The sequence below is a fragment of the Yinghuangia sp. YIM S09857 genome (assembly GCF_051388915.1).
Lineage (GTDB): Bacteria > Actinomycetota > Actinomycetes > Streptomycetales > Streptomycetaceae > Yinghuangia.
In genome coordinates, this window is sequence record NZ_JBPKBH010000001.1 from 80405 (window position 1) to 105333 (window position 24929).

Below are 24929 nucleotides of genomic sequence, written 5' to 3' on the forward strand. Positions count from 1 at the left end.
CCGCGCGGCCGGACCCCAGTCCGCGGCGAAGGCCCCCCAGGGGGCCGCGAATCGGAGAGGAGGCCGGATCGGACTCCACACCGGGCAGTGACACCGGAGCCGGAGCGCGGCGCGACGCCGCGGCACCGGACGACGGCAGGAAGGGAGGCACCGGGCCCATGGCGGATCGCTCGCGCCGGTCCGCGGCCTCCCGATTGGGCGGGACCGCACCGGACCGGGACCGCGACGGAGGACGGCGTACACCGTCCGCCGCCGCACGTCGGCGAGACGCGACGGACCGGAACGGCCCCGCGACAGACGCGGATGCGCGTTCGGGAGACGCATCCGGCCGTGACCGCCGCACCGTTCGCCAGGGTGGCTCGCAGACACCCGGCGAGCGGCGGCCGGTCGCGGACGGCGGGTCCGGGTCGTCGGACTCGCGGAGGCGGGATCGACCGCCTGACGCTGTGCGCCACCGCCGCACGGGGGCGGGTCGGGGGCGCGAGACGGCTCGGGGGTCGGCCGACGTGGGGCGTGGCGGCGGTCGGTCGGCTGCGGGAGTCGGCGGGCGGCGGCCGTCGGAGCCGCCGGAACGACGCCGTCCGCGGCCGGGCGGACGGCCGTCCGATCCGCGCGGGCGGGATGCTCGCGACGGCCGGACGGGACGCGCGGGGCGCGCCGGTCGAGGCGGGCACGCTCCCACGGCGCTCCAACTCACGCGCCGAGGAAGGCTGTTGACGGTCGCGACCGTGCTCGGGGCGGTGCTCACCGGGATTGTGATCGCCAATCAGGGACTGGGCCGGGGTGGCGGCCCGCCGCAACCGGCAGCGGCCGCGGGGCCGAGTGTCACAACTGCCGCGTCCACAGTGCCGTCCCCGTCCCCGGATCCGGTGGTGCCGGGACCGGACGCGAAGTCGGCCGCGGCGGCGTCCCCGCAGGCGGCCCCGGTGCCGGTCGGGGCGACCGTCCCCGAAGCGCCGCCTTCTCCGTCGCCCAGCGCGCACCCGCCGATGCCGCCGTCGCCGCCCATGCTCGTGGAGATCCGCAGCATCGGCGTCCAGGCGAAGCTGACACGGGTGGGGCTGACCGCGAAGGGCTGGATCGACGCGCCCACCGACAAGGACCGCAACCTCGCGGCGTGGTACGACGGTTCGCCCACGCCGGGGGCCGAGGGTACGTCGGTGATCGTGGGCCACGTCGACGTGCCGAGCGGCCCGGCGGTGTTCTACGACCTGGGGACGCTGCGCAAGGGATCGGTGATCCGCGTCCCGCGCGAGGACGGCAAGACGGCGGTCTTCACCGTGTACGGCGTGCAGGTGTTCGGCAAGAAGGACTTCCCGGTGGAACGCGTCTACGGCGGAACGGGCGTCCCGGAACTCCGCGTCATCACCTGCGGCGGCAAGTACGACAAGAAGAAGGGGTACACGGGCAACGTGGTCGCCTTCGCCCGCTTGACCGCACAGGAGTAGGGGGTAGAGGCGGCGATCGGCCAGTTGCGGCGGCACAGGCGGCGGCCTGGTGCGGCCGCCGCCTGGTTGTGCGCGGGCCGTGCTGTGTTGCCGGGCCGGGCTCAGGGTTTGCCGGTCGGCTTCATACCTGGCCGTCGGCCTCCAACAGGGTCGAGCGGCGGCGCATGCGGTACCAGACTGCGCCGCTGCCGGCCATCAGCAGGGCGCCGGCGGTGCCGAACAGTCGGGGGTCGCCCAGGGCGCCGGTGCTGGCGAGACCGCCGCCCTTGACGTCCGAGCCGCCGGTTCCGCCGCTCGAACCGCCGGTGTCGCCACCGCCGTTGGAACCGCCGGTGTCGGTCGCGGTCGGCGTTCCGGTGTCGGTGGGCGTACCCGTGTCCGTCGGGTCGCCCGTCTCCGTCGGCGGTTCGCTCGTCGGCGGCTCCGACGTGGGGGGCTGCGAAGTGGGCGGCTGCGAGGTCGGCGGCTCCGAGGTGGGGGGCTGCGACGACGACGGGAGCACGCCCAACTGGAGGTTGACGGCGGCGTGCGACGTCTTGCCCTCCGCCTCGACCGCGTGCGCTCCCGGCCGGGTGCCGGTCGGCAGCGCAAACGCCTGCGAGTGCGCGCCTTGAGCGTCCACCGTCACGGTCTGCCACAGCGGCTTCGCCGTGCCCGTGACGAACTTGAGCTCGACCTGCTCGTTCGGCGCGAAGCCGGTGACTCCCACCGTGACCTGCTCGTTCGCCTTGACGTTCTGCGGCGTCAGGGTGATGCCGAAGTTGCTCGCCCTGATGACGAGCGTCTTCGCCGGCGGCTCGCCCCCGGTCTGCGCGCCGGTGATCGTCACGCGGTAGGTGCCGGTCGTCCACGAACTCGGGACGGTGATCTCACCGTTGAGGTCGCCCGTGGCGTTCAACGTCACCGTCGCGATCTCGATGGGCGTCGCCGTAGGGTCGGATTCCGGTCGAGCCGCGACCGCGATCCGGTCGAACGGCCGGAAGCCCTTGAGGACCAGCGGCGTGGGAGTGCCCGCCGTCAGCGTGTCCCCGAGGTTGGTGATCTCCGGGTGGTACTCGAGGCCGAGCGGCGCCGCGGTCCACGTGGTGCCGGTCACCTTGACGACCGCCTTGGCCACCACGAGGGGAACGCTCGCGGTGTCGATGCACTTGGCGTGCACCTCGTACAGGGAGTCCGGCGCCGGGAAGGTGTTGCCGCCGACGGTCCAGAAGTTGAGGTCGGTCGTCGACACGAGCATGCCGTCGGCCGTCGGGCGGTTGAAGAACACGCTCTTGGCCAGCCCGGTCGCGGGGTTCACCAGTTCGAGCCGGACCCGGTTGCGGTGCGTCGTCGGGCAGGGCGTGTCGACGCTGATGGTCGCCCCGGTGCCGGACGAGCCGCTTCCGGGCACTTCGGGATCGGGGGCGACCGCCACCTGTCCGGTGGCGGGCGCGAAGACGAGTTCGGCCGGCGGCGCGGGTTCTTCCGCCGACGCCGTCAGGGCGGTGGTGAGCGACGCCGTGAGCAGGACCGCTCCGGCGGCGCCGAGGATTCTTACCAGCAGCATGGCGACTTCCGGTAGGTGAGGGGACAGGGGAACCGGCGGGCCGGCCGGAGGCCCCCGGCGGCGCGGTCGCGGTGGACCTACGCCGCCGGGAGCCGTCCTGATGGGACGTCAGGTCGGACGTGGTGGGACGTCAGATGGGACGACAGGTGGATTTCAGGGCGCGGTGCCGGTCACCACCAGACGCGCGTGGTGTCCAGCGTCACGGCGATCTCGCCGATCGCCTTCGAGTTGGCGCCGGTGATCACGAGCGTGTAGGAGCCGTCCGCAACCGAGGACGGGATCTGGAGCAGCGCCGCGCCGTTGCCCTGCGGCCCGGTGCCCTGCGGCTGGAGCGTCACCGGCGCGGTCGTGCCGTCCGCCGCCCGCAGCACGCCGGTGACCTGCTCACCCGAGGCGAACCCGGTGTACGCCACCAGCGCCAGACGCAGCGAGCCGATCTTCGACGGCAGCGCGTACACCTTGGGCTGGAGCGTCGTCCACACGTTCTCGTTGACCTTGACCGTGGTGGTCGCCAGCGTGGTGACGGCCAGGTCGGCGTCCAGGCACTCCGCGGTCAGCGCGTACGACGCGCCGTTCACCGGCGGACGGCTGGCTGGGAACAGCGGACGCTGCCCCACGACCGAGGTGTCCGGGATCCGGTCGGCCGGCAGCGGCGTGCCGAACCGCGAGCTGCCGAACGGCGACGACGACACGTTCGGGCCGTCGAGCATGAACCGGAAGGACGTGGCGTTCTCGGGGCAGGGGGCATTGGTCTCGGCGACCGCCGTTCCCCCGTTGGCGGCTCCGTAGTTCGGCGTGACGGTGATCGCCGGGGCGGGCGCCGGCGCGGCCGTCGGCGCGCTCGCCGACGCGGGCACCGCGAGCGCGGCGAGGGTCGCGACCGGCAGCAGGACCGAGGCCAGGGCACGGGGACGGAGGAACTTCATGGTGGTGCTTCCCTTCGGGGTTGGCCGGAGCACACCGCGACGCGGGCATGCCCTCGAAGGCGCGTGGGGGCGCGCCGGGGTGGTGCGGGACGTGCGGGGCGGGGAAGGGGGGTGAGCGGTTCTGGGGCGGCCCCCGGTCAGGGGCCGCTGCTGCGCGCCGAGGTCCGGCGTTTGTCGAGGTAGGAGTACAGGGCCGGGCCGCCGCCTACGGCGATTGCGAGGGTGCCGACGGCGAGCACGTAGAACCAGATCGCGGGGATCGCGGGTGGGTCGGTGAGGTTCATCGATCCGGCGCTCTGCGCACCGCTCGCACTCCCGCCGCTTCCGCCGCCGCTTCCGTCGCCCCCGCCCGCGGCACCGTCCAGCGCCTCACCGGTCTCGGGGTCGAACGCGGGCTGCCCGGTGGCGTCTCCGGTGCCCCCGGTCGCGTCGTCGCCCGCGGTGCCGTCGGCGGGGGCACCGCCCGTGCCGCCGGTCGCGTCGTCGCCACCGGTGGCGGCGTTGCCGGAATTCCCGGATGCGCCACCGGAGTTGCCGCCGGAGCCGGTCGTACCGCCGCTGTTGCCGCCGTTGCTTCCGCCGCTCGCGCCGCCGTTGGTGCCGCCCGGGCGGTTGTTGTCGATCGGCTTGATGTAACCCGGTTTGAAGGTCGGGTTCGGACAGGCGTCGTATTCGGCCTGGGTGATGTTGTTGATGTCGCGCGGCATCGGACCCGGATCGGGCGCGCCCGGGAGCTTCTTCAGCGCGGCATAGCCGAACCCGACCAACCTCGGTGGCAGGGGGGAGTATCCGAGGTTGTCGACCTGCTTCTGGCCCTCGCACAGGAAGTACTTGATGTAGCGCCCGAGTGTCTCGCCCTTTTGGGTGTTGAACCGTGTTCCGGAGGGGAAGTTCGTCGGCACGATCATGTAGCTGTAGCTCGACACCGGGTACGCGCGCACGTCCGTCATCTTGTAGACGTTGTCGAGCTTCTGCGTCGAGTCGGACGCCAACTCCGCCTGGGTGAGGGCGATTGACACCGCGTCAGAGGTGGGCTGGACGTACCTGCCGGACGCGTTCTTGACCGACGCCACGGGGAAGTTGCGCTGTTTGGCGTACGCGTACTCCACGTACGTGATCGCGCCGTCCCCGTACGACGCCGCGACCCAGTTGGCCACCCCGTCCGACTGCGGCTGCGCCTTTCCGCCGGGCGGGACCGGGAAGTCCGACGTCATGCCGGTCTTCCAGATGGTCGGCACCATCGTGGACATGTAGAGGCTGAACTGCGCGCTGGTGCCCGACCCGTCGGAGCGCACGACCGGGATGACCGGCTTCGGCGGCAGGCTGCGGATGTGCGGGTTGTCGGCCTTGATGTCCGGGTGGTTCCAGACCTTGATCTGCCCCGTGAAGATCTTGGCGAGCGTCGGGGCGGACAGCTGGAGGTTGCGGATCTTGTCGTTGCCGTCCTTGAGGTGGTACATGAACGACGTGCCGCCCGCGACGATGGGCAGGTAGGCGAACTGGATGTCGCGGTCGCGCATGATCTTCTGTTCGTCGACGACCACTCCGTTCGGTGAACGGTAGGCCGGCTGGAACGGGATCTCCGAGACGGCGAAGTCCACGGTCTGCTGCATGAATTGGCTGCGGCCCAGGGTGGAGCCGCCGCCACCGTAGTTGACCTTGATCCCGCGGCTGGCGACGTCGCGCGACCACTGGTCCACCGCGACCTGACTCCAGGTGGAGCCCGATCCGTAGATCGGCTCCATCGCGGCGTTGGCGGACGGCGCGGAGGCGACGGTCATCACGGCGCCCAGCCCCAGCGCCGCCGCCAGGCGCAGGACTCGGGACAGGGCTCGGGCTGGGGACCTGCTGCTGGACACGGTGTCGGCTCCCGACATGAGGCGGATTACGGGCAACGGGCTCACCGCGCGGACTCGCGGGCGATCCGGCGCTTCTGACGGCGGCTCAGCTCGCCCGGGGCGCGTCCCGCGATCAGGCGTGTGAGCACGAACAGCGCGAGCACGATCGAGACCAGCCCGACCGCGCCGCCGAACGCGAGCGAATTGAGCCGGTCGCTGGGGGACTTGACGTTGCGCCAGATGAAGAAGACCAGCGACTCCTGCTCGCCGTGGAACGGGTTCCAGTTCATCCGCGAGTTGCCGCCCGCCACCAGCAGCACGGGCGACGTCTCGCCGGCGGCGCGCGCCACACCGAGGATCACCGCGGTGACCATGCCGCTGCGCGCGGTGGGCAGCACGATGTGCCACAGCGTGCGCAGTTCGCTCGCGCCGAGGGCGAGGGACGCCTCCCGCAGCCCGCCGGGGACCAGGCGCAGCACCACCTCGGCGGTGCGCGTGACGATCGGCAGCATCATGACGGCCAGCGCGAGCGACGCCGCGAAGCCGCTGCGGCCCTGCTTGAACTCGATGATGAGTACCGCGTACACGAACAGCCCCGCGACGATGGACGGCAGCGCGCTCATCGCCTCGACGACGATGCGGACGATCCCGGCGAGCCGCCCGCGGACCTCGTTGAGGTACACCGCCGCGGCGATGCCGAGCGGCACCGTCATCGCGGTGGCCAGCGCGACCTGCTCCAGCGTCCCGACGATCGCGTGCCCGGCGCCGACCGCGACCTCCGGGCCGCTCAGCGCTCCGAAGTACTCCTGCGTCTTCGTGAAGAAGTCGAGGTCGATCGAGTCCCAGCCGCGTTCGAAGATGTAGCCGATGACGGTGAAGACGGTGCCGAGCAGCGCCAGCATGCCGGTCGTCACGACGGTGCCGGCCATCCGGTCGCGCGCCCGTACGCCGTCGGACCGCAGATAGGTGCTGATGCCGTACAGCGCCACGAAGGACGCGTACGCGGTGACCAGATAGCCCTGCCATCCCGACACCGGCAGGATCCGGCCGTACAGCACCCAGGCGAACGACGCCCCGGCGAGCATCGATGCGGCGGCGACGCCGACGTCCTCCAGCGGGACGCCCCGCAGCGGTACCCGGCGCTCCGGGGACTCCGGCTCGACGGGCGGCGAAGGAGGCGGGGGCGTCGGCGCCGGGGGCGGCGGCACAGTGACGGTCGTCATGCTGCGGGTTCTCCACTCCAAGCGGGACGGGGACGATCGGATCGGGACGAGGCCGGTCACGCCTCGGTGGCGCCGCCGCTGCGCGACTTGGAGATGGCCCAGCCCGCGACCACGTTGACCATGAGGGTCATCATGAACAGCGCCAGGCCGGCGGCCATGAGCGCGGACAGCGCGAACTCGTCGGCCTCGCCGAACTTGAGGATGATGAGCGTGGAGATCGTGGAGCCGTGGCCCTCCAGGACCCGGACGGTGAACCCGGTGTCGAAGGACAGCACGATCGCGACGGCGATCGTCTCGCCCAGCGCGCGGCCGAGGCCCAGCATGACGCCGCCGATGATGCCGCCCCGGCCGAACGGCAGGACGACGGACCGCACCACGCCCCAGCGCGTCGCGCCGAGCGCCAGCGCGCCCTCCTTCTCGCCGGCCGGCGCCTGTGCGAACACCTCGCGCATCACCGCGCAGCAGATCGGGATCACCATGCAGGACACGACGACGCCCGAGATGAACAGCGAGGAGGCGAACTGCCCGTCCACGTAACGGCTTACGCCCTCCAGCTTGTGCACCTCGAAGATGGGGACGAAGCCGAAGTGCGTCGCGAGCCATTCGCTGATCGGGATCAACTGCGGTTGCAGCAGGAAGAATCCGAAGAGGCCGTACACGATGCTCGGCACCGCGGCCATCATGTCGACGATCGACGTGAGCACCCGGCGGGTGCTGGGTGGCGCGTACTCGGTGATGAACAGCGCCGCGGTCAGCGCGATCGGGACGGCCACCAGCAGCGCCACGAGGGCCACGAGGACCGTCCCGACCAGCAGCCCCTTGACGCCGAACGTGCCGCCCACCGGCGTCCATTCGTCCTCCGTGAAGAACGACCACCCGGCGGCGTCGAGCGCGTCGTACCCGCGACGCAGCAGGTACAGGCCGATGGCCCCCAGCAGCGCCAGGACGGCACACGCCGCGAGACGCGTGGTCCAGCGGTACGCCAGGTCGACCCGGGTACGCCGGACCGCGATGCGGCGAGGAGTGTCGGTCTCGGCGTCCGGCACTGCGGCAGTCATGCGTGAGCCCCCGGGTCGGTGCGTTGGCGACAGGGCGGCCTTCCGGCCCTGGAACCGAATCGAATCGAGCCAACCAGCGCCCCAGTACGCCCGGGGCGACTGCGAAGGAAACAAGAGATGACAACGAACGAGCCTGTTCGAAGGGCCTGTTGCCCTCTACCGGCACGTTCGGCCGCACCTGCGACACCCGCCGTAGACGGTTCGGCGAGGCGCCGGGGGCGTGGCGCCGCCCCGGAGTCCTGGTGCGGGCTCCGGGGCGGCGGTGGGGCTACGTGGGGGTGATCAGGGGGTGAAGCCGTAGGTGGCCTTGATGGTGTTCTGGGCGGCGGCCCAGTTCAGGAAGTCCTTGAGGGTCTGGGGCGCGGTCGCGGTCTTGTAGACGTTGAAGACCTCGCGGTTGCCGACGAAGCCGTTGGCTCCGGCGGCGATGCCGTTGATGGTGCCGAGGGCGAACTGGGCGCGGTTGTCGGGGACTCCGGTGATGGAGCTGTTGGCCTGCGCGGTCCAGGCGGCCTTCGAGTAGGGCAGGATCGCGGTGGCGCGGTCGGCCGGAAGCACGGCGCTGCCGCGGTTCTCCTGGACGATCTTCGGCGCCGTGGTGCAGCTGCCGGTGGACAGGATGGTCGGGTCGAAGCCCAGGACCGAGTTGGTGAAGAAGTCGCGCGTGCCGGAGCCGGTCTGCGGGTAGTAGCGGACGATGTCGCCGCCGCCCGCCTTGCCGCCGGGCACCTGGCTCCAGTTGGTGATCTCGCACTTGTAGATCTTGCGCAGGGTGTCGGTGACGTCGGCGGGCGCGAGCGTCAGGTTCATCGGGTTCGGGGCGTAGCCGCCGTTCGCCTGGGGAAGGGCCGACCAGGTCACCGAGTCGCCGCCCAGACGCACCGCGGTCAGCGAGGCAGTCTCGGCGGGCTTGAGGGCACGCGACGAACGGGCGTAGTCGATGCAGTTGTTCGTGCCGAGCAGCAGGGCCTCGATGCCGGCGCTCGAACCGTTCGGCGCCGGGTTGCCCGACGAATAGGTCACGCCGGGGCAGGTGCCGAGGTTCTGGATGGTCTGCGACGTCGAGCCTGCGTCGATGCTCGTCCAGAGGTAGTCGGGGTTGTCCAGGCTGTACTCTTCGCTGAGGGCGCGCATCACATCCTGCGTGGTGTCCGAGCCGACACCCGCATACTCGTCGGTCGCGGCGTCGGCGGCCGACGGCACCGCCAGGACGAGGGCGGCGGCGACAGCCGCGGTGGCAGTGGCGAGCTTGCGAATCATGGCGATTCCCTCCCGGAGCCCGATGGGGCTGCCGTGTGCTGGATGGGTGTTGCCGCGGCAACGACCACCACACTTGCCGCTGTTCGGACGTCTCGACGTAACCGCGGCGGAAACGCTCGATGGCCCAGGTGTCCGGCGCGCAAATGGCCCGACACAGCACGGATTTCAGTCCCGGACGGGCGACGAATACCGCCGAAGGACGACGCGGGCCCCGGCCAGGTCAACGGCACGTGACCAAGCCGTGTGCGGGAGGGAACGAAAGGATGAGTACAACTTCCCGGCCCTGGACGTGAGTTCGACCGACCGGTGAGGTGGTTCCCGGACCCTGCGCGCGAGTTGGCGCGCCGGGAGCCGCCGCGGGTAGCGCGGCCCGACCGACGACCGGAGACACCGTGCAACGCTTGTTCCTCAGCCGGCCGTGGCATGCCCCGGGGCTGACCGCCGCCCTCCTGGCGTTCGTGCTCGGGGCACTCGGCGGCCTGGCGTACACCGCCGGGCCGGCCTCGGCCGAAGAACCGAGTGGCCCCAAGGTGACCTTGTCGCAGTCCACCGACCTGGTGAACCAGCGGATCAAGGTCGGCTGGAGCGGCTTCATGCCCAACAGGTACGCCCTCGGCATCTACCAGTGCCGCGGCACCGTGCCCAAGGGCTCTGAATGCGACGGCGTGACCGACGAGGCGATCAATCCGGAGACCGGGCTGCCCAGGGGCTCCGTGGTGGGGCACCGGGCGACGTTCGGCGCGAGCGGATCCGAAGGCGAGGGATGGATTCAGGTACTTCCCAAGTCGGATCGCCCCAGCCTGGGGTGCGGCGACGACACGGAGTGCATCCTCGCAGTCGTCCTGCGCCCCGCTCCCGGGTCGACGCCGCAGAACCTGGTGCCTGCCAACTCGGTCCCCGGCTCCGGGCACGCGAACATCCCCCTGAGCTCGGAATTCGACCTCGCCGTCCAAGGCGGCCAGGCGGCTTGGGCACCCCTGCACTTCGCACCCGAGCCCGGCCAGTGTGCGGATCGCGGCGTGGCACTGCGGCTGGGGGGCAATTCCGAGCACAACATGGCTGGTCTGTCATGGCAGGGCGGGATGTGCCGTGCCGCCGAGCCCATGATGACGACGGTCACCGCGGGGACCTCGCCCGAGGGCCGTGACACGTTCCGCAACGGCACCGTCGACGCGGCGATCACCACGCAACCGCTCGGCGGCCCGCTGGACCAGAGCCTCGGCACGGCATCCAGCGGCCAACCCGGACGCAAAGCCGGAGAAGTCGTGTACGCCCCGGTCACGAACGGTGCGATCGTGCTCGCGGCCAACCTGGAGGTATGGGACGCCAGCGGCCAGCCCGTGATGCTGCCACCCCTCAACCTGACACCTCGACTGGTGGCGAAACTGCTCACGGATGCGTACCGAATCCAGGAGAAGTACAAGAGCGGGAGCCTGCCCAAGAAGGAGGTGCCCGGCTTCCCGCCCACGTACGACCACTACAGATCTCTGTTCGAGGATCCGGAATTCACCGCGATCAACCCGGGTCTGCCCGGGATCACGACACTCCACGGGATTCTTGTGCGCGGCGTCAACGACGACACGATTCACGAGCTGACACGGTGGCTTCTCTCGGATCAGGCCACCAGGGACTGGCTGGGCGGAGCCGTCGACGAGAACGGCATCGCATGCCCGGACGCCTGGCGCATTCCGCAGCTGGAGTATCCGATCGGGTTGCTCACGAACCGCATCGAAGAGCGCGAGTCCCAATACCGTCCGATCGGCTCGTACTGGACGATCGCCGACAACCTCGGGAAGGCACAGGGGCCGGAGATGATCACCGGTGTCGGAGGACTGCCCAAGTCGGTCGACCCCGATCCGCCCGGGGCACGGGCGGTGATCGGCATAACCTCCCTCGAAGCCGCCGAGCGCATGAAGCTGCCGGTGGTCCGACTCCGCAACGCGGCAGGGGAGTTCGTGGCGCCCACCACCGAGTCGATCTCCGCCGGGGTGGCCGCCGCGAAGCGCGGGGCGGACGGGGTGACGCTCAGCAACGACTTCGCCGCGACCGACCCCAAGGCGTACCCGCTCACCACGACCGACGTCGTCGCCCTGCCCACGAAAGGTCTCACCACGGAGTTGGCGGCGTCCATCGACACCTACCTCGCGTACGCCTCCGGCCCCGGCCAGGTCGGCGGGCTGGAGCCGGGGCGGCTTCCGCCGGGGTACGCCCCGCTCAACGCCACGCAGAAGCAGCAGGTCACGGCCGCCCGCGAGGCCGTGCGGAAGGCCGCCGCCGTGGTGCCGCCCAACACCCAAACGCCGTCGCCGACGCCCACGCGGGACAGCGCGGGCGGCACGCTCGGCACGAGCGGCGGGAGCGACGGGGAGCAGCCCGGCGGCCAGTCGCCGGACGGGGCGAACACCGACGACGCGGCCGCGACCGGCGGTACGGGCGGCGGCGGGACGGGGGCGTCCCCGCCTCCCGGGAACAGCCCCTCGCCCAGTTCCTCGCCGCGCACCGGCCCGGCCGCCGCGTCCGGTGACGACGGGCCCGAGAACCTCCCGGCGGCCCTCGCCGAGCGGATCAAGCAAGCCTTGCGCGGCGATCCGTCCGCGATCCTGTTCCTCGTCCTCTCGGTGATGTCCCTGGGCGCCGCGGTCGCCGCCCCGGTGCTGCTGGGCATCGGCTGGCGCCGCCGGACCGGGAACTGGCCGCCGCCGGTGGCCGCCCTCATCTCCCTCGTCCGCCGCAGGCCCACCGGAGCAAGCTGACATGACCACTGTGGACCCGCGTCCCGAGACGTCCGTCCCGCCCGCCCCCAGCGCGGGCGGGACACCCGCCAAATCCACCGCACTCCAGGTGATTCCGCGGCAACCCAAGGACACCCGCCCGGCGTGGGACCCGTTCACCATCGCGGGCGTCGCCATGGGACTGGTCGTGGTGCTCCTCGGCGGCTTCATCGGCTACCTGGCCGTCGCCTCCGACCTGCAACAGGCCCGTACCCAGCGGCAGTTGTTCGACCGCATCTCCGACAGCCTCTACAACGACACCGCCCCGATCGGCGGCGACATCGAGGAGGGGACGCCGGTCGCGGTCCTGGAGATCCCGTCCATCGACCTCAGGCAGGTCGTGGTCGAAGGCACCACGGCCAACGAACTCCGGGGCGGACCAGGTCACTTGCGCAATACGTCGCTGCCCGGCGGATTCGGCAACTCGGTGCTGATGGGCAAGTCCTGGACGTACGGCGCACCCTTCGGCCGCATCGACACGCTCAAGCCGGGCCACCGCATCTATGTCACCACCCAGCAAGGCGACTTCACCTACCTGGTACGCGAGAAGAAGCACATCCGCAACGGCTCCGACGACGCCATCTCCCCAGGCGGCGCACACCAGTTGACCCTGGTCACCGCGGACTCGTGGTGGCGCCCGCGCGGACGTACGGTCGTCGTGGCCGACCTCCAGGGCGAGTTCCAGCTCGCCGAACGGGGCCGGACCCGGACGATCCGCGAGGACGAGAAGGGGACCGGGGGAGAGTCCGGGGTGGGCATCGGGCTGCTGCTGTGGGCGCAGGCGCTCGTCCTGGTGGTCGCCGTCGCCGCATGGGCCCTGCGCCGCTATGACCGGCGCGTCACGCTGCTCCTCGGCGTCCCGATCACCGCCGCGGTGCTGTGGAGCCTGTACGACACGGCCGCCCGACTCCTGCCCGCGACGCTGTGACGCCCCCGTGGCCGCACGTCCGGGCGGCCGGTCCCACCCCGTGCCGCCCGGGCGGCCCCCCACCGGTCCCGTCCTGTCCGGACCACCGCCACCTGTCCCCACCACCACCCCCGCTCCGAGCTACGCGGAAAGTCAACGGCAGGTGACGCCCCCGTGTGCGGGACGGAACAACACAATGAGCACAACACGCGGGGTATGGACGTGAGTTCGGTCAACGAGTGAGGTGGTGACCGGGGTTTTCAGCATGGAATGACATGAGGTGAGGTGCATGCGGCCTGACCGACGACCGACCGAACCATGCAAGGGATCCTCCTGCACCACCGCGCGCGACCCGGACCGCCCAGGCCCGGCGACCGCGCGCGAGCAAGACCGCCGGAGCACCGCGCACCACGCGGCCGCCACCTCGGGGCCACACGACCAAGTCCCCGGCGGGAAAGCACAATTCGTCCCCGGAGCGGAAGGTTCTCCTCGTGTCCAGCGGCACCACCGCGACCACCCAGCCCATCCCATCGCCGCTCGTCCCGAAGCCCGGCGGCCGCAACGCCTCGACGCTTGAGGCCCGTTCGGTCAGCGCCTGGTTCGGCTCCCACAAGGTGTTGGAGCGCGTCGACCTGACCATGGCCGCCAACAGCGTCACCGCGCTCATCGGCCCATCGGGGTGCGGCAAATCCACCTTCCTGCGCATCCTCAACCGCATGCACGAGCTCATCCCGTCCGCCCAACTGGCGGGCGAGGTCCTGTTGGACGGGGACGACATCTACGCCCCCGCACGGCGTCCGATCGACACCCGCCGCCGCGTCGGCATGGTCTTCCAGAAGCCCAACCCCTTCCCGACCATGTCGATCTACGACAACGTCGTCTCCGGCCTCAAGCTCACCGGCCGCCGCGGCGTCGACAAGGACGCGGTCGTCGAATCCGCCCTCACCCGCGCCGGTTTGTGGGCGGAGGTGCGCAACCGGCTCCGCCAGCCCGGCGGCGCGCTGTCCGGCGGACAGCAGCAGCGCCTGTGCATCGCCCGTTCGCTGGCCGTCGACCCCGACGTGCTGCTCATGGACGAGCCCTGCTCTGCCCTCGACCCCACGTCCACGCGACGCATCGAGGACACCATCGCCGAACTGCGCGAGGAGGTCACGATCGTGATCGTCACGCACAACATGCAGCAGGCCCAACGCGTGTCGGACCACTGCGCGTTCTTCCTCGCCGCCGAGGACACGCCCGGCCGGATCGTCGAGTCGGGGCCGACCACGCGGGTGTTCGGCTCCCCGCAGGACACCCGGACGGCCGACTATGTCGCCGGCCGATTCGGGTGAGGCGGAGGCTTCACGCACCACTTCCGACACCACTGCCGACCGCACCGCCCCGGACCGCAGCGCCTCCGACCGCACCGCCTCCGACCGCACCGCGCGGTACGACGTCCACCTGGACGCCGAACGCCGGGTCCGGTGGCGGATGATCGCGCCCAACGGCCGGGTCATCGCCCGGTCGGCGCGGGGGTACGCGAGCGTGGCGGTCTGCCGCGCGGAACTGGAGGGGCTGCGCACGAACGTGGCGGACCTGCGACCGCTCATGGGACGCGCAGACGGGGGTCGGGGCTGGAGCTGGAGCCTCGCAGCAGACGGAGGAGCAGTCGTCGTGGTCTCGGCGCGCACGTACGAGCGGTTGGAGAGCTGCCAGATCTCCTTCGACCGCTTCGTGCGCGCGCTCGTGACGGTCGCGTTAGGGGAGGACTGGTGAACGGACTGGTAGGAGGACTGGTGGTCGGCGTGGGAGATTTCGGCTGGCGCGCGCGATCCACTACGGTGCGTGCATGGCCGATGACACCATGATTATGAAGGCCGAAGCGGCGGCCCGGGCCCTGCTCGACCGGCGCATCGAGCTGATCCGCGAACTGACCGCCGCCGCCTCGGAGCTGGAGCCGCTGCAACGCGCCGCCGCCGAGGGCGAGCAACGGGTGCTGCACGCCTGGACCGAGGCCCTTGCGGGTGGTTGGACCGCCGACGAGCTCAAGGGCCTCGGGCTGCCCGAGCCGGACCGCAAGGCCATGGCCAAGAAGGCCCCGCCCAAGCCCCGGGCGGCGGCCCAGGCCCAGGCCCCCGCGCCGACTCCCGCACCGCCGAGTTCCGCCCCCGCTCCGGAAGTTCGGCCTGCCGAAGCGCCTCCGGCCCCGACCGCCGCCGAGCCGTCCGCGCCCGCGGCCTCGGCGGGGGAGACGGGGGAGACCGGGGAGACGGGGGAGACCGGGGAGACGGGGGCGATCGAGACGGTTCCGGCGGAGACGGAGACGCGCGAGGCAGCCGCCAAGCCCGACGCGCCCGACGCGTCGTAGGACGACGTCACCAAGACGCCGACACACCGGAAGACCGTCCGGTAACGGACCGGGAACCAGCGCAAGCCACCGGGGCCGGTGCCACACGGGCGAATTCCCGCGCGGCACCGGCCCCCACCGTCGGAACACGCCGCCTCTTCCCCTGAACTCACATGGTGGAGCACCGTGTCGGTCACATCGCGCCGCGCCACGCAGGGGACGTCGCGTCCTCCTCCCGTCGGCGCAGGTACGCCCGCCACCCGCCGCACTCGGTGATGTCCTCCGCGCCCCGCAACCCGCCCTCGGCCACCGTGAATGCCGTCGCCCACGTGCCGTCCGCCAACTGCGTGCGACCCAGCGCGAGCGGCGCCGGGATCGCGTCCAGCAGTGCACCGACGCCCTGTTCGGGTACATCCCACACCTCGACCGCGATCCCCTCCGCCGGGCCGTCGCCGGTCGCGGCCAGGGCCGGGCGCGGGAGGCCGTCGCCGGGCAGCCGGAAGAGCCGGTACCCCGCGGCCGTCCGGGCGCGCCGGTACAGCCGTCCGCCGACTCCCAGCACCTGGCGGTTCAGCGGCAGACCGCTCATGTGCGCGCCCGCGACCACGAGTTGCGTGCGTCCCGAAGCGATCGGCACCCCCGCGTCCCTCTCGCCGCACCACCGCGACGCGAGGTCGAGCAGCGGCCCGTCCGCGAACGCCGGGGCCACGAACTGCACTCCGAACGGCAGGCCGTCCGCGCGCTCGCCGAACGGCACCGCGACCGCGCAAAGGTCCAGCAGGTTCACGAAGTTGGTGTACGTCCCCAACCGCGCGTTGACGCCCACCGGATCCGCCGCGACCTCCGCGAGGGTCGGATGCGTCGGCGTCACCGGCAGCAGCAGCGCGTCCACGTCCCACCACACCGGCTCGGTCGCGCGCCGCAGTTCGGCCAACCGGTCCAGGCCCGCGAACACCTGCTCGCCGGTCACCAGCCGCCCGGCCATCGCGATGCGGCGCACCGTCGGGTCCAGATGCGGTCCGTCCGGTGCCAGCAGCGTCCCGAAGGCGGCGAACCGCTCGGCGGGCCAAGGCCCTTGGTACAACAGCCGGGCCGCTTCCAGAAACGCGCCCACGTCGACCTCGACGACCGCGTCCGCGATCTCGTACGCGCGCGCGACCGCGCCCCGCCACGCCTCCTCGTGCTTGCCGTCCAGGTCCAGCGGCCCGGACGGAACGCCCACCACGCCCATCGACGCGGCGATCCCCTGCGGCGCCACCGGTGGAGCCGCGCGCGACCACGCGTCCGCCGCGTCGTATCCGGCCAACTCCCTCAGCGCCGCCCGTCCTTCGGCGACCGTGCGGGTCAGAGTGGTGACGCAGTCCAGCGACCGGCACGCGGGCAGGAGCCCTCGCGTCGACACCAGGCCCCGCGTCGGCTTGACGCCCACCAGGCCGTTGAACGCGGCGGGCACCCGCCCCGACCCGGCGGTGTCCGTGCCGAGCGCCAGCGGGACCTGCCCGGTGGCGACCGCGAGCGCGCTGCCCGAACTGCTGCCGCCCGACACGTGGTCCGGCGAGGCGACGCTGCGGCACGCGCCGTAGGGACTGCGGGTGCCGACCAGGCCGGTCGCGAACTGGTCCATGTTGGTCTTGCCGACGGGGACCGCGCCGGCCGCCGCGAGACGGCGGACCGCCTCGGCGTCGTGGGTCGCGACGCGGTCCTCCAACGCGGGGCACGCCGCGGTGGTGGGGAGCCCGGCGACGTCCAGGTTGTCCTTCACCGCGAAGCGGACCCCCGCGAGCGATCCGCCGGTCGGTGCGGACCGTTCGCGGGCTTTCAGCCGATCCTCCGGGTACCGGGAGATCCATGTCGTCAACGTGCGGCCCACCTTTCGCGTTCCGCGGCGAACGCGGCCTCGCGACGCGCGGTGAAGTCGGCGGCTTCGCGCCGCTGTTCGGCGGTCAGCAGAACGGTGGCCGCGGTCAGGTCGTCCCAGGTCAGCGTCGCCTCGCGGATCTCCGGGCCGGCGCGTCCGGCGGCGACCTCGGCGCGCAGGCGCAGTAGTTCGTCCGCAGCGACCGGTCGGAAGCGCAGCAGATCGAACTGCCTCAACAGCCATGGCGGTTCGTCGGAGTCGGTGAACCGCCACACCGGGACGGTCCGGCCCACGAGCTGGTAGCCGCCCGGGCCCTCCATGCCGTAGACGCACAGGTAGACGCCGCCGATGCCGACCGCGTTCTCCGGCGTCCAGGTGCGTGCCGGGTCGTACTTCGTGGTCACCAGCCGGTGCCGCGGGTCGAGAGGCACCGCGACGGGAGCGCCGAGGTAGACGTCGCCGAGCCCCAGCACCAGGTACGTGGCGGCCTCGACCACGTCGAACACCGCCTCGCGCGACGGCAGATCGTTGACGCGGCGGATGAACTCGACGTTGTCCGGACACCAGGGCGCGTCCGGGCGCACGCCGCGCTGGTAGCGCAGCATCGCCTCGTGCGCCGCCGGATCGTCCAGGGACAGCGGCAACACGACCTCGCGCACCGGCAGTTCGATGTCGCGCGGATCCGGCAGGGTCGACCACGCCGCGTGCACGGCCTCGGCGACGTCCCGCGCGTCGAGGACTTCGGGGTCGTACGCGAGAAGCAGCGACCGTACGCCCTCCACCGCCTCGGTGATCCCCGTCGCCCCGCCCGTGGGGAACCGCTCGGCCAACGCCCGGGCGAGCAGGTGAATTTGCAGGCGCACGGTCAGGTCGAGCCGCGGCGGACCGGCCTCGACCAGCACGTGGCAGTCGCCCGCGTGCCGGACCGCGAGAGCCGGGCGCACCCCCGCCGCGGGCAGGACCAGCAGCGGCTCGGGCAGTTCCGGGCCGGCTCCGTCCGGCGGCAGGTCGGAGGCGTGGCCGCCCAGCACCTCCAGCCACGCGGCGGCGGCTCGTGGGTCCGCGAGTTCGGCGTCCCGCGCCCGGTTCGCGTCCGCGGCTTCTTGCGGCGTCACCGGGACGAGCCGCACGCGGTCGTCCGGCCGCGCCTGTGCGAGCTTCCACCGGTCCGCCCGCACCACGACCGCGGGCACCACGAAGCCGCCCAGGCTCGGCCCGTCCGGCCCGACCACGACCGGGGTGTTGCCGGACAGCATGATCCCCCCGACGGGGTACGCGCTGTCGTGGATGTTGCTCGGGTGCAGCCCCGCCTCGCCCCCGTCCCCACGCGCCCAGCCAGGGGGCGGCCCGACCAGGCGCACGCCGGTGCGGTCCGCCCGGTGGTCCACCCGCCATTCCGCGGCGAACAGTTCGGCCAGGCCGTCGTCGGTCAGGTGCTCGGGTGCGCCGTGCGGGCCCGGTACGACGCGCAGTTCCCACGCGTCCGCGAGCCGGGGGAGCAGCGCGGTGACGTCGAGCGGCGCGGCCAGGTTCTCCGCCGAGCCGATGCCGAGCACATCGCCCGCGGCCAGCGCGCGTCCCTCGTGGCCGCCGAACTTGCCGAGCAGGAAGGTGGTCCGGCTGCCGAGCACCGCCGGGACCGCGATGCCGCCACCCACCGCGAGGTACTGCCGCAGCCCGGGGCCGACGGTGTCGCCGAGGTCGAGGACCTGGCCCGGCTCGACCACGGTGACGCGGCCGGGGACGACCGGACGGCCGTCCAGCGTGGCGCGGGCGACCGCGCCTGCGAGGCAGACCAGCACCCGCCGCTCGAACCGCAGCACCGGGCCGCGCAGCACGGCCTCGATCCCCGCCGCCGACGCCGGATTGCCCACCGCGGCATTGGCCAGCGCGAACGAGCGGTCGTCGAACGCGCCGGACGGCGGCACGCCCACGCCCCACAGCCCGCGGCGTCCGGACAGGTCCACGACGAACGACTGCACGCCCGGCGCGACCACGGTGAAGCCCGGCGGGGCCGCCGATGCCGTCTGCGGGGACTCCGCTCCCGCGACGGCCGTCACGCGGACCACCCCATGAGCCGCACCGGCGTCGGGTCGTAGCCGTTGCACGGGTTGTTGAGCTGGGGGCAGTTGCTGACGACCACGAGGATGTCGCGTTCGGCGCGCAGTTCGACGTACTTGCCCGGGGCGGACACGCCGTCCTCGAACGCAAGCCCGCCGTCGGGCGCGAGCGGGACGTTCATGAAGAAGTTGACGTTGTGTGTGATGTCGCGCTTGTCGAGGCCATGCTTGTCGAGGCCGTGCTTGTCGAGACTGTGCTTGTCGAGGCCGCGGCCCCACGCCGCGACCTGCCGTAGGAACGTGGTGCGGCACGCGTGTTGGTGCCGCGTGTGCTCGCCGTAGCGCACCACATTGCTCTCCTGCGCACATGCGCCGCCGAGCGTGTCGTGCCTGCCGCATGTGTCGTCCACAATCGTCGCGAGCGGGTCGAGACCGGTCGACAGCAGTACGGAGCCCGTGGTCAGGTAGACGGCACCTTGCTCGCGAACGGTGTCCACGGCGCTGTAGCGGTTTGCGTAGTCGTGCGCATCGAAGAAGAGGGTGTCCACGGCCTGGTTGCCGCACAGGTCGACGATGCGCAGGCGGCCGCCGGCCGGGATCTCCCCGGTCCAGCCGTCCCCGGCCGCAACCGTCGTGTCCAGCAGGAGGCCGGTGTCGATGGCGGTCACGCGAGGCTCCTCTCGGTCGCGGCGAGCGCGCGTCCCGACTCGGCGCGGAACACCCGCGACGGATCGTCGACACCGGGCGCGGGTACGGCCGCGACCGTCGCGCGCACCCGGGCCGGCGCCCACTTCGGTGCGGGGTCCATGGGATGCGGTGCCGTCGACAGCATCACCAACAGGTCCTGTTCGGCCCGCAGTTCCGCCCAGTCCCCGGCCGACGCGTGCCCCGGCACGAAGACCAGCGAGCCGCGCGCGTCCCCGGACGGGACGACCTTGCTGAACAGATTGAGCGTCGCGTGCAGGTCGCGGCGGCCGAGCCCGTGCTTCCCCAACTCGTCCAGCAGCCCCGAACGCGCACTGCGTCGCCACGCGTTGCGGTCGCCCGCGTAGTCGGACGGCCCGAACCGGGCGAGCACCTGCGCGTCGGTGCTGTGCCCGGTGATCGCGTCGTGCCAGTCCAGCGACGAGCCGGTCATCGACGCCAGCGCGCGGCCCATGTCCGACATCAGGACCATCGGCGGGCACACTCGTGCGGACATCTGCGCCTTGAGGGTGTCCGGGACGTTCAGCCGTTCGAGCGGATCGGCCGCAGCGAACACCAGGACGGACGCGTTGGCCCCGTCGTCCACGCAGGTCAGGCGCAGCGCCCGGTGGCGGTTGAGGCGCACGGTCCAGGCGGCGCCCGCGGCGATCTCGTGCCCGTACAGCGGCGCCCCGGGCGCGTGGGGGAGCGCGGTCACGACGCCACCCCCGCGGCGACGGCGACCGGTGCGGTACGCCGGTGCTCGCGGCGCAGCAGGGCGTATGCTCCGGCGCCCACGACCAGCGCGCCGCCCACGAACAGCGCCGCGAACCACTCCAGATACCAGTGCCCTCCCGCCGGGTCGTACACCTCCGCCCGCGGCCAGGCGATGTTGACCGCCATGAGCAGGCCGTACACGACCGCGCCCAGGTTCACCGCGAGCCCGAACCGGCCCAGCCCGAAGCCCTCGTGCGCGGACAGCCGGCCGCGCAGCCGGGCGATCAGCATGGGCAGCGTGACCAGCAGATAGGCGACGTACACCAGCACGATCGCCACCGAGGTGAGCGCCGTGAACAGCTCCGCGCGCCCGACGTTGACCAGCAGCAGCGCGGCGGCCAGCACGCCGACCACGAGCGCGGGCAGCACCGGGGTCCCGGTGCGCGGGGACACCTTGGCCAGCCGTGCCGACCCGGGCAGCACGCCGTCGCGCGACATCGAGAACACCAGGCGCGTCGCGGCCGTCTGGATAGCCAGCGTGCACACGAACATCGCGATGGCCACGTCGACCAGCAGCGCCTTGCCGAGCCCGGTGCCGAGCTGCGTGGTCAGGACGTACGGCAGCCCGCCCGCGGCCAGTTCGCCGTCCGTCACGCTCGGCGCAGCCATCAGGGCGCCGAGCAGCAGCAGGAGCCCGGCGACCCCGGAGGCGATGAGCGCGCGGAGGATCGCCCGCGGCGCGGTCCTGCGGGGGTTCCTGGTCTCCTCGGCGAGCTCGCCCGCGCTGTCGAAGCCGTACATGACGTACGCCGCCATCAGCGCCGACACCAGGAACGCCGCGAAGTAGCCGCCCTCGCCCCCGGCGCCGCCGGTGTCGGTGACGACCGACGGCCCGCGCTCCGCGTGCCAGAACAACAGTGCGATCAGCAGGGCGATGCCGACCAGCTCGCACGCCACGCCGACGCTGTTGACCAGCGACATCACCTTGACCCCGACCGCGGTGATCACCGTGGTCACGACGATGAGCGCGGTGCCCAGCAGCACCGCGTTGGTGGCGCCGTCGCCGGAGGTGAGCGCGGTGTCGGTGCCGACGAGCTGGAATCCCGACCAGATCCTCGGCAGTACGACCTGGAGCGCGATGGCGGCCGCCGCGACCGAGACGATCTGGCCGATCAGCATGAGCCAGCCCGCGAACCAGCCCGTCAGACCGGTGGAGAGGCGGCGCGACCACTGGTAGACGCACCCGGCGATCGGGTAGCGGGCGGCGAGCTCGGCGAAGCACAGCGCGACCAGGAGCTGCCCGGCGAACACGATCGGCCAGGTCCAGAAGAACGCCGGGCCGCCGAAGGCGAAGCCGAACGCGAAGAGCTGGAACACCGTCGTGAGGATCGAGACGAACGAGAACCCGGCCGCGAAGGACGCGAACGATCCCAGTTTGCGGTGCAGTTGCTGCTGGTAGCCGAAGGTCGCGAGGTCGTGCGCGTCGGCGGCTCCGGCTCCGGCGGTTTCACCGGGGGGCGCGGATGCGGCCGGCGGCGGGCCGGACGGGGCGCTGAGCGTGGTCATGGCATGGGCCTTTCCGCGCGCGGTGCGGCGCAGGGGAGAGGGGCGCGGCGATGGGGTGCCCGGGGACCGGGAGGCGGGCGCATGGCGGCATGCGCGGTCCTGCTGCGCGTGACGGCCGCCGCAGTGAGGAAGTGCTGATGATGCGTCACGGGAGCTCCCCGGGACCGGGATCCGGACGTACCGGATCGACCTGGCCTCCCGGGCTTTTCCCCCGCCGTGGAACGGGGCCGACGCGGCCCCGCCTGCGGCTCTCGGACCAGTCCCGCCGGTGCCTCGGCACCGAGCGGCGGAACCCTAGCCGCGCCCCGCCGTCGCGGCGGGTCGTGACCTAGTAGAGGGACGGGCTGTTTCCGCGGGCGCCCTCATGTGTTGCGCGCAGGTGAAAGAGATCTGACGGCGTTGCGGCCGTCGGTGCGAGAAAACGCCTGCCGCGCAAGAGAATTGCCCCGGTTCAGGGTCAGATGGGCAGCATGCGGCGGCGCGTCCCGGCGGGCGTCTCGCGGCGAGGGCGCTGGAGGACGAGCGCCGCCGCGTCGTCCTGCAACGGCCCGCCGGTGTGCGCGCGCAGGTCGCTGTAGAGGTGCAGCACGATGTGCTGCGGCCACGCCCTGCTCCACCCCGCGAGCCGGGAGGCCGCCGGGTAGAACTGCCCCTCGGCGTCCCGCGCCTCGTCGATGCCGTCGGTGGTCGCCACCAACGTGTCGCCCGCCTCGAACGGGATCTCGTGCTCCACGTACTTCACCCCGCCCGGGTACAGCGGCGCGAGGCCCAGAGGCGGTGCGATGTCGCCGAGTTCGATCTCGGTCGCGGAGCCGTCCCGCAGCATGACGGGCGGCGTGTGCCCGCACGTGATCAGCCGCAGCCGGTCGGGATCGTCGAACGCCATGAGGAGCGCGGTCGCGAACCGCTCGCCGGGAGGCCCGGTGCGCTCCGAGGTCAGCCGGTGGATGCGCCCCTCCAGACGGGACGCCACCTCGGTCAGGTCCTTCTCGTGGTACGCCGCCTCGCGGAACGTCGCCATCAGCGCCGCCGCCGTGTTGACCGCGGGCAGCCCTTTGCCGCGCACGTCGCCGATCAGCATGCGGATGCCGTGCGGCCCGTCGACCACCGCGTAGAAATCCCCGCCGACCAGCGTCTCCGCCTCGGCCGCCATGTAGAGGCTCGCCAGGTCCAGACCCGGCAGCCGTGGCGGCACCGGCTCCAGTACCGCGCTCTGCAAAGTCATGGCGACCGACCGGGCGTGTCTGAGCTGCGCTTCGCGGCGCAGGCGCGTCGACGTCACGCCGAGCGCGACCAGGCCGAGCGAGCCGATGACGGTGACGTGGATGAACTTGGACGTGAGGGTCGTCGCCTCGTACCAGCTGACCAGCACCACCGCGCTCACCGTCGCGGTCAGCGCGATCCCGGCGACCTGCCGCCTGCTGCACACGGCGGCGGCGGCCGGTGCGACGAGGCCCAGGGCGACGGCGCCGGGGACGGCGGGGTCGATGAGGGCGTCGATGACGGAGATCGCCAGGATCGCGGCATACGCGGCGAGGGTCGCGCGGCGGTCGCCGAGCGAGGGTTCGGGGCCGATCGCCCCCCTGTCGGCGGCAGGCCGACGGGGTCTGAGGATCATCGGCGTGCCTGTCGGTCGAGGAATCGTCTCGTCACGGGCCCGGAGGACGGGCATGTCATGGTAGCCGGGCGACGCCCGGGAGCGCCGGACCCCGAACATGCCCCCACCCGGTATCCCCCCGGTTCCGCTCCGGCGCGCCGCCCGCCCCCGTCCCAGGCTCGGCGCGCACACCCGCGGGGTTCCCAACACGAAGAAGGGCCGCAGGAGTTGCCTCCTGCGGCCCATTCGTCGGTGCGCGATACTGGGATTGAACCAGTGACCCCCACAGTGTCAGTGTGGTGCTCTCCCGCTGAGCTAATCGCGCGGGACGGACCTTGCGATCCGCTCAGATGGTACTACGGGTGCCGCGCCCCTCATGGACAGGGCCACCTCGGAACGAGATCCAGGCGGCCCGATCGATCGAGGTGGTGCGCGATACTGGGATTGAACCAGTGACCCCCACAGTGTCAGTGTGGTGCTCTCCCGCTGAGCTAATCGCGCGGGACGGACCTTGCGATCCGCTCAGATGGTACTACGGGTGCCGCGCCCCTCATGGACAGGGCCACCTCGGAACGAGATCCAGGCGGCCCGATCGATCGAGGTGGTGCGCGATACTGGGATTGAACCAGTGACCCCCACAGTGTCAGTGTGGTGCTCTCCCGCTGAGCTAATCGCGCGGGACGGACCTTGCGATCCGCTCAGATGGTACTACGGGTGCCGCGCCCCTCATGGACAGGGCCACCTCGGAACGAGATCCAGGCGGCCCGATCGATCGAGGTGGTGCGCGATACTGGGATTGAACCAGTGACCCCCACAGTGTCAGTGTGGTGCTCTCCCGCTGAGCTAATCGCGCGGGGAAGAGTGCTCCGGCGGACCGGAACTCCCTCCGTCGAGGTGGAGACGGGATTTGAACCCGTGTAGACGGCTTTGCAGGCCGTTGCCTCGCCTCTCGGCCACTCCACCAAGCGCGGGACCACATGGGCGGTGGCCCACGGCGATCCCACAACCATCTTCCGAGCGGACGACGAGATTCGAACTCGCGACCCTCACCTTGGCAAGGTGATGCTCTACCAACTGAGCCACGTCCGCGTGCCTTCCGGTCGGCGTTTCCGCTTCCCGGCGACGAGAAGAACTTTAGCGGAAA

At 72.0% G+C, this 24929-nt stretch carries 18 protein-coding genes and 6 tRNA genes; 6 read left to right on the forward strand and 18 right to left on the reverse strand.

The genetic code is table 11. The features are described from left to right. Positions 1–713 precede the first annotated feature (713 nt). Positions 714–1448, forward strand: coding sequence for a class F sortase (locus tag ACRX5S_RS00380; RefSeq protein WP_436770623.1), 735 nt, complete (start codon positions 714–716; stop codon positions 1446–1448). Between the two features lie 121 nt (positions 1449–1569). Here the strand turns inward: ACRX5S_RS00380 and ACRX5S_RS00385 are convergent, their stop codons facing one another. The 6 genes from ACRX5S_RS00385 to ACRX5S_RS00410 form a co-directional block, all read right to left on the reverse strand. Next, positions 1570–2994 carry a hypothetical protein gene (locus ACRX5S_RS00385; RefSeq protein WP_436770624.1) on the reverse strand — a complete coding sequence of 475 codons (1425 nt, stop codon included), beginning with the start codon at positions 2992–2994 and terminating at the stop codon, positions 1570–1572. Positions 2995–3164: 170 nt separating this feature from the next. Beyond that, positions 3165–3920: a hypothetical protein gene (locus ACRX5S_RS00390; RefSeq protein WP_436770625.1), complete on the reverse strand. Its 756-nt coding sequence runs from the start codon at positions 3918–3920 to the stop codon at positions 3165–3167. Between the two features lie 137 nt (positions 3921–4057). Further along, on the reverse strand, positions 4058–5779 hold the full coding sequence (pstS, locus tag ACRX5S_RS00395; protein WP_436770626.1) for a phosphate ABC transporter substrate-binding protein PstS: 1722 nt from the start codon (positions 5777–5779) through the stop codon (positions 4058–4060). 41 nt (positions 5780–5820) lie between these two features. Continuing rightward, complete coding sequence (gene pstA, locus ACRX5S_RS00400; RefSeq protein ID WP_436770627.1) at positions 5821–6981, reverse strand: phosphate ABC transporter permease PstA; 1161 nt, start codon at positions 6979–6981, stop codon at positions 5821–5823. Positions 6982–7037: 56 nt separating this feature from the next. Then, on the reverse strand, positions 7038–8039 hold the full coding sequence (pstC, locus tag ACRX5S_RS00405; RefSeq protein WP_436770628.1) for a phosphate ABC transporter permease subunit PstC: 1002 nt from the start codon (positions 8037–8039) through the stop codon (positions 7038–7040). Between the two features lie 282 nt (positions 8040–8321). Next, the gene (locus ACRX5S_RS00410) at positions 8322–9299 is read right to left on the reverse strand and encodes a PstS family phosphate ABC transporter substrate-binding protein (RefSeq protein ID WP_436770629.1); all 978 of its coding nucleotides are present in this window, start codon (positions 9297–9299) and stop codon (positions 8322–8324) included. Between the two features lie 401 nt (positions 9300–9700). On the opposite strand from ACRX5S_RS00410, the gene ACRX5S_RS00415 reads away from it, so the two are divergent. The 5 genes from ACRX5S_RS00415 to ACRX5S_RS00435 all read left to right on the forward strand — a co-directional run bounded on the left by ACRX5S_RS00415 (position 9701) and on the right by ACRX5S_RS00435 (position 15324). Then, positions 9701–12052, forward strand: coding sequence for a hypothetical protein (locus ACRX5S_RS00415; RefSeq protein WP_436770630.1), 2352 nt, complete (start codon positions 9701–9703; stop codon positions 12050–12052). Between the two features lies 1 nt (position 12053). Beyond that, positions 12054–12998 carry a sortase gene (locus ACRX5S_RS00420; protein ID WP_436770631.1) on the forward strand — a complete coding sequence of 315 codons (945 nt, stop codon included), beginning with the start codon at positions 12054–12056 and terminating at the stop codon, positions 12996–12998. Between the two features lie 503 nt (positions 12999–13501). Continuing rightward, a complete protein-coding gene (locus ACRX5S_RS00425; RefSeq protein WP_436771124.1) occupies positions 13502–14308 on the forward strand; it encodes a phosphate ABC transporter ATP-binding protein in 807 nt (268 codons plus the stop codon). Next, complete coding sequence (locus tag ACRX5S_RS00430; protein WP_436770632.1) at positions 14286–14732, forward strand: DUF1508 domain-containing protein; 447 nt, start codon at positions 14286–14288, stop codon at positions 14730–14732. Before ACRX5S_RS00425 ends, ACRX5S_RS00430 begins: the two co-directional genes overlap by 23 nt. 73 nt (positions 14733–14805) lie before the next feature. Continuing rightward, positions 14806–15324, forward strand: a complete 519-nt coding sequence (locus ACRX5S_RS00435; RefSeq protein ID WP_436770633.1) for a hypothetical protein — start codon at positions 14806–14808, stop codon at positions 15322–15324. Positions 15325–15496: 172 nt separating this feature from the next. Here ACRX5S_RS00435 and atzF read toward each other — a convergent pair whose 3' ends face one another. The 12 genes from atzF to ACRX5S_RS00495 form a co-directional block, all read right to left on the reverse strand. Further along, a complete protein-coding gene (gene atzF, locus ACRX5S_RS00440; protein ID WP_436770634.1) occupies positions 15497–17161 on the reverse strand; it encodes an allophanate hydrolase in 1665 nt (554 codons plus the stop codon). Further along, positions 17158–19221: a 5-oxoprolinase/urea amidolyase family protein gene (locus ACRX5S_RS00445; RefSeq protein ID WP_436770635.1), complete on the reverse strand. Its 2064-nt coding sequence runs from the start codon at positions 19219–19221 to the stop codon at positions 17158–17160. The genes atzF and ACRX5S_RS00445 overlap by 4 nt, the downstream gene beginning before the upstream one ends. Then, a complete protein-coding gene (locus ACRX5S_RS00450) occupies positions 19218–19889 on the reverse strand; it encodes an urea amidolyase associated protein UAAP2 (RefSeq protein WP_436770636.1) in 672 nt (223 codons plus the stop codon). The genes ACRX5S_RS00445 and ACRX5S_RS00450 overlap by 4 nt, the downstream gene beginning before the upstream one ends. After that, positions 19886–20623 (reverse strand): urea amidolyase associated protein UAAP1, encoded by a 738-nt coding sequence (locus tag ACRX5S_RS00455; RefSeq protein WP_436770637.1) that lies wholly within the window; start codon positions 20621–20623, stop codon positions 19886–19888. Before ACRX5S_RS00455 ends, ACRX5S_RS00450 begins: the two co-directional genes overlap by 4 nt. Then, positions 20620–22188 (reverse strand): amino acid permease, encoded by a 1569-nt coding sequence (locus tag ACRX5S_RS00460; RefSeq protein ID WP_436770638.1) that lies wholly within the window; start codon positions 22186–22188, stop codon positions 20620–20622. Before ACRX5S_RS00460 ends, ACRX5S_RS00455 begins: the two co-directional genes overlap by 4 nt. A 457-nt stretch (positions 22189–22645) precedes the next feature. Continuing rightward, the gene (locus ACRX5S_RS00465; RefSeq protein WP_436770639.1) at positions 22646–23806 is read right to left on the reverse strand and encodes a PP2C family protein-serine/threonine phosphatase; all 1161 of its coding nucleotides are present in this window, start codon (positions 23804–23806) and stop codon (positions 22646–22648) included. A 232-nt stretch (positions 23807–24038) separates the two neighbouring features. Beyond that, positions 24039–24110 (reverse strand) — tRNA-Val (locus tag ACRX5S_RS00470). Between the two features lie 101 nt (positions 24111–24211). Further along, positions 24212–24286 (reverse strand) — tRNA-Val (locus ACRX5S_RS00475). A 101-nt stretch (positions 24287–24387) separates the two neighbouring features. Continuing rightward, positions 24388–24462, reverse strand: a tRNA-Val gene (locus ACRX5S_RS00480). A 101-nt stretch (positions 24463–24563) separates the two neighbouring features. After that, positions 24564–24638, reverse strand: a tRNA-Val gene (locus ACRX5S_RS00485). A 39-nt stretch (positions 24639–24677) separates the two neighbouring features. Then, a tRNA-Cys gene (locus ACRX5S_RS00490) sits at positions 24678–24748 on the reverse strand. Positions 24749–24801: 53 nt separating this feature from the next. Further along, positions 24802–24874 (reverse strand) — tRNA-Gly (locus ACRX5S_RS00495). Positions 24875–24929: the final 55 nt, after the last annotated feature.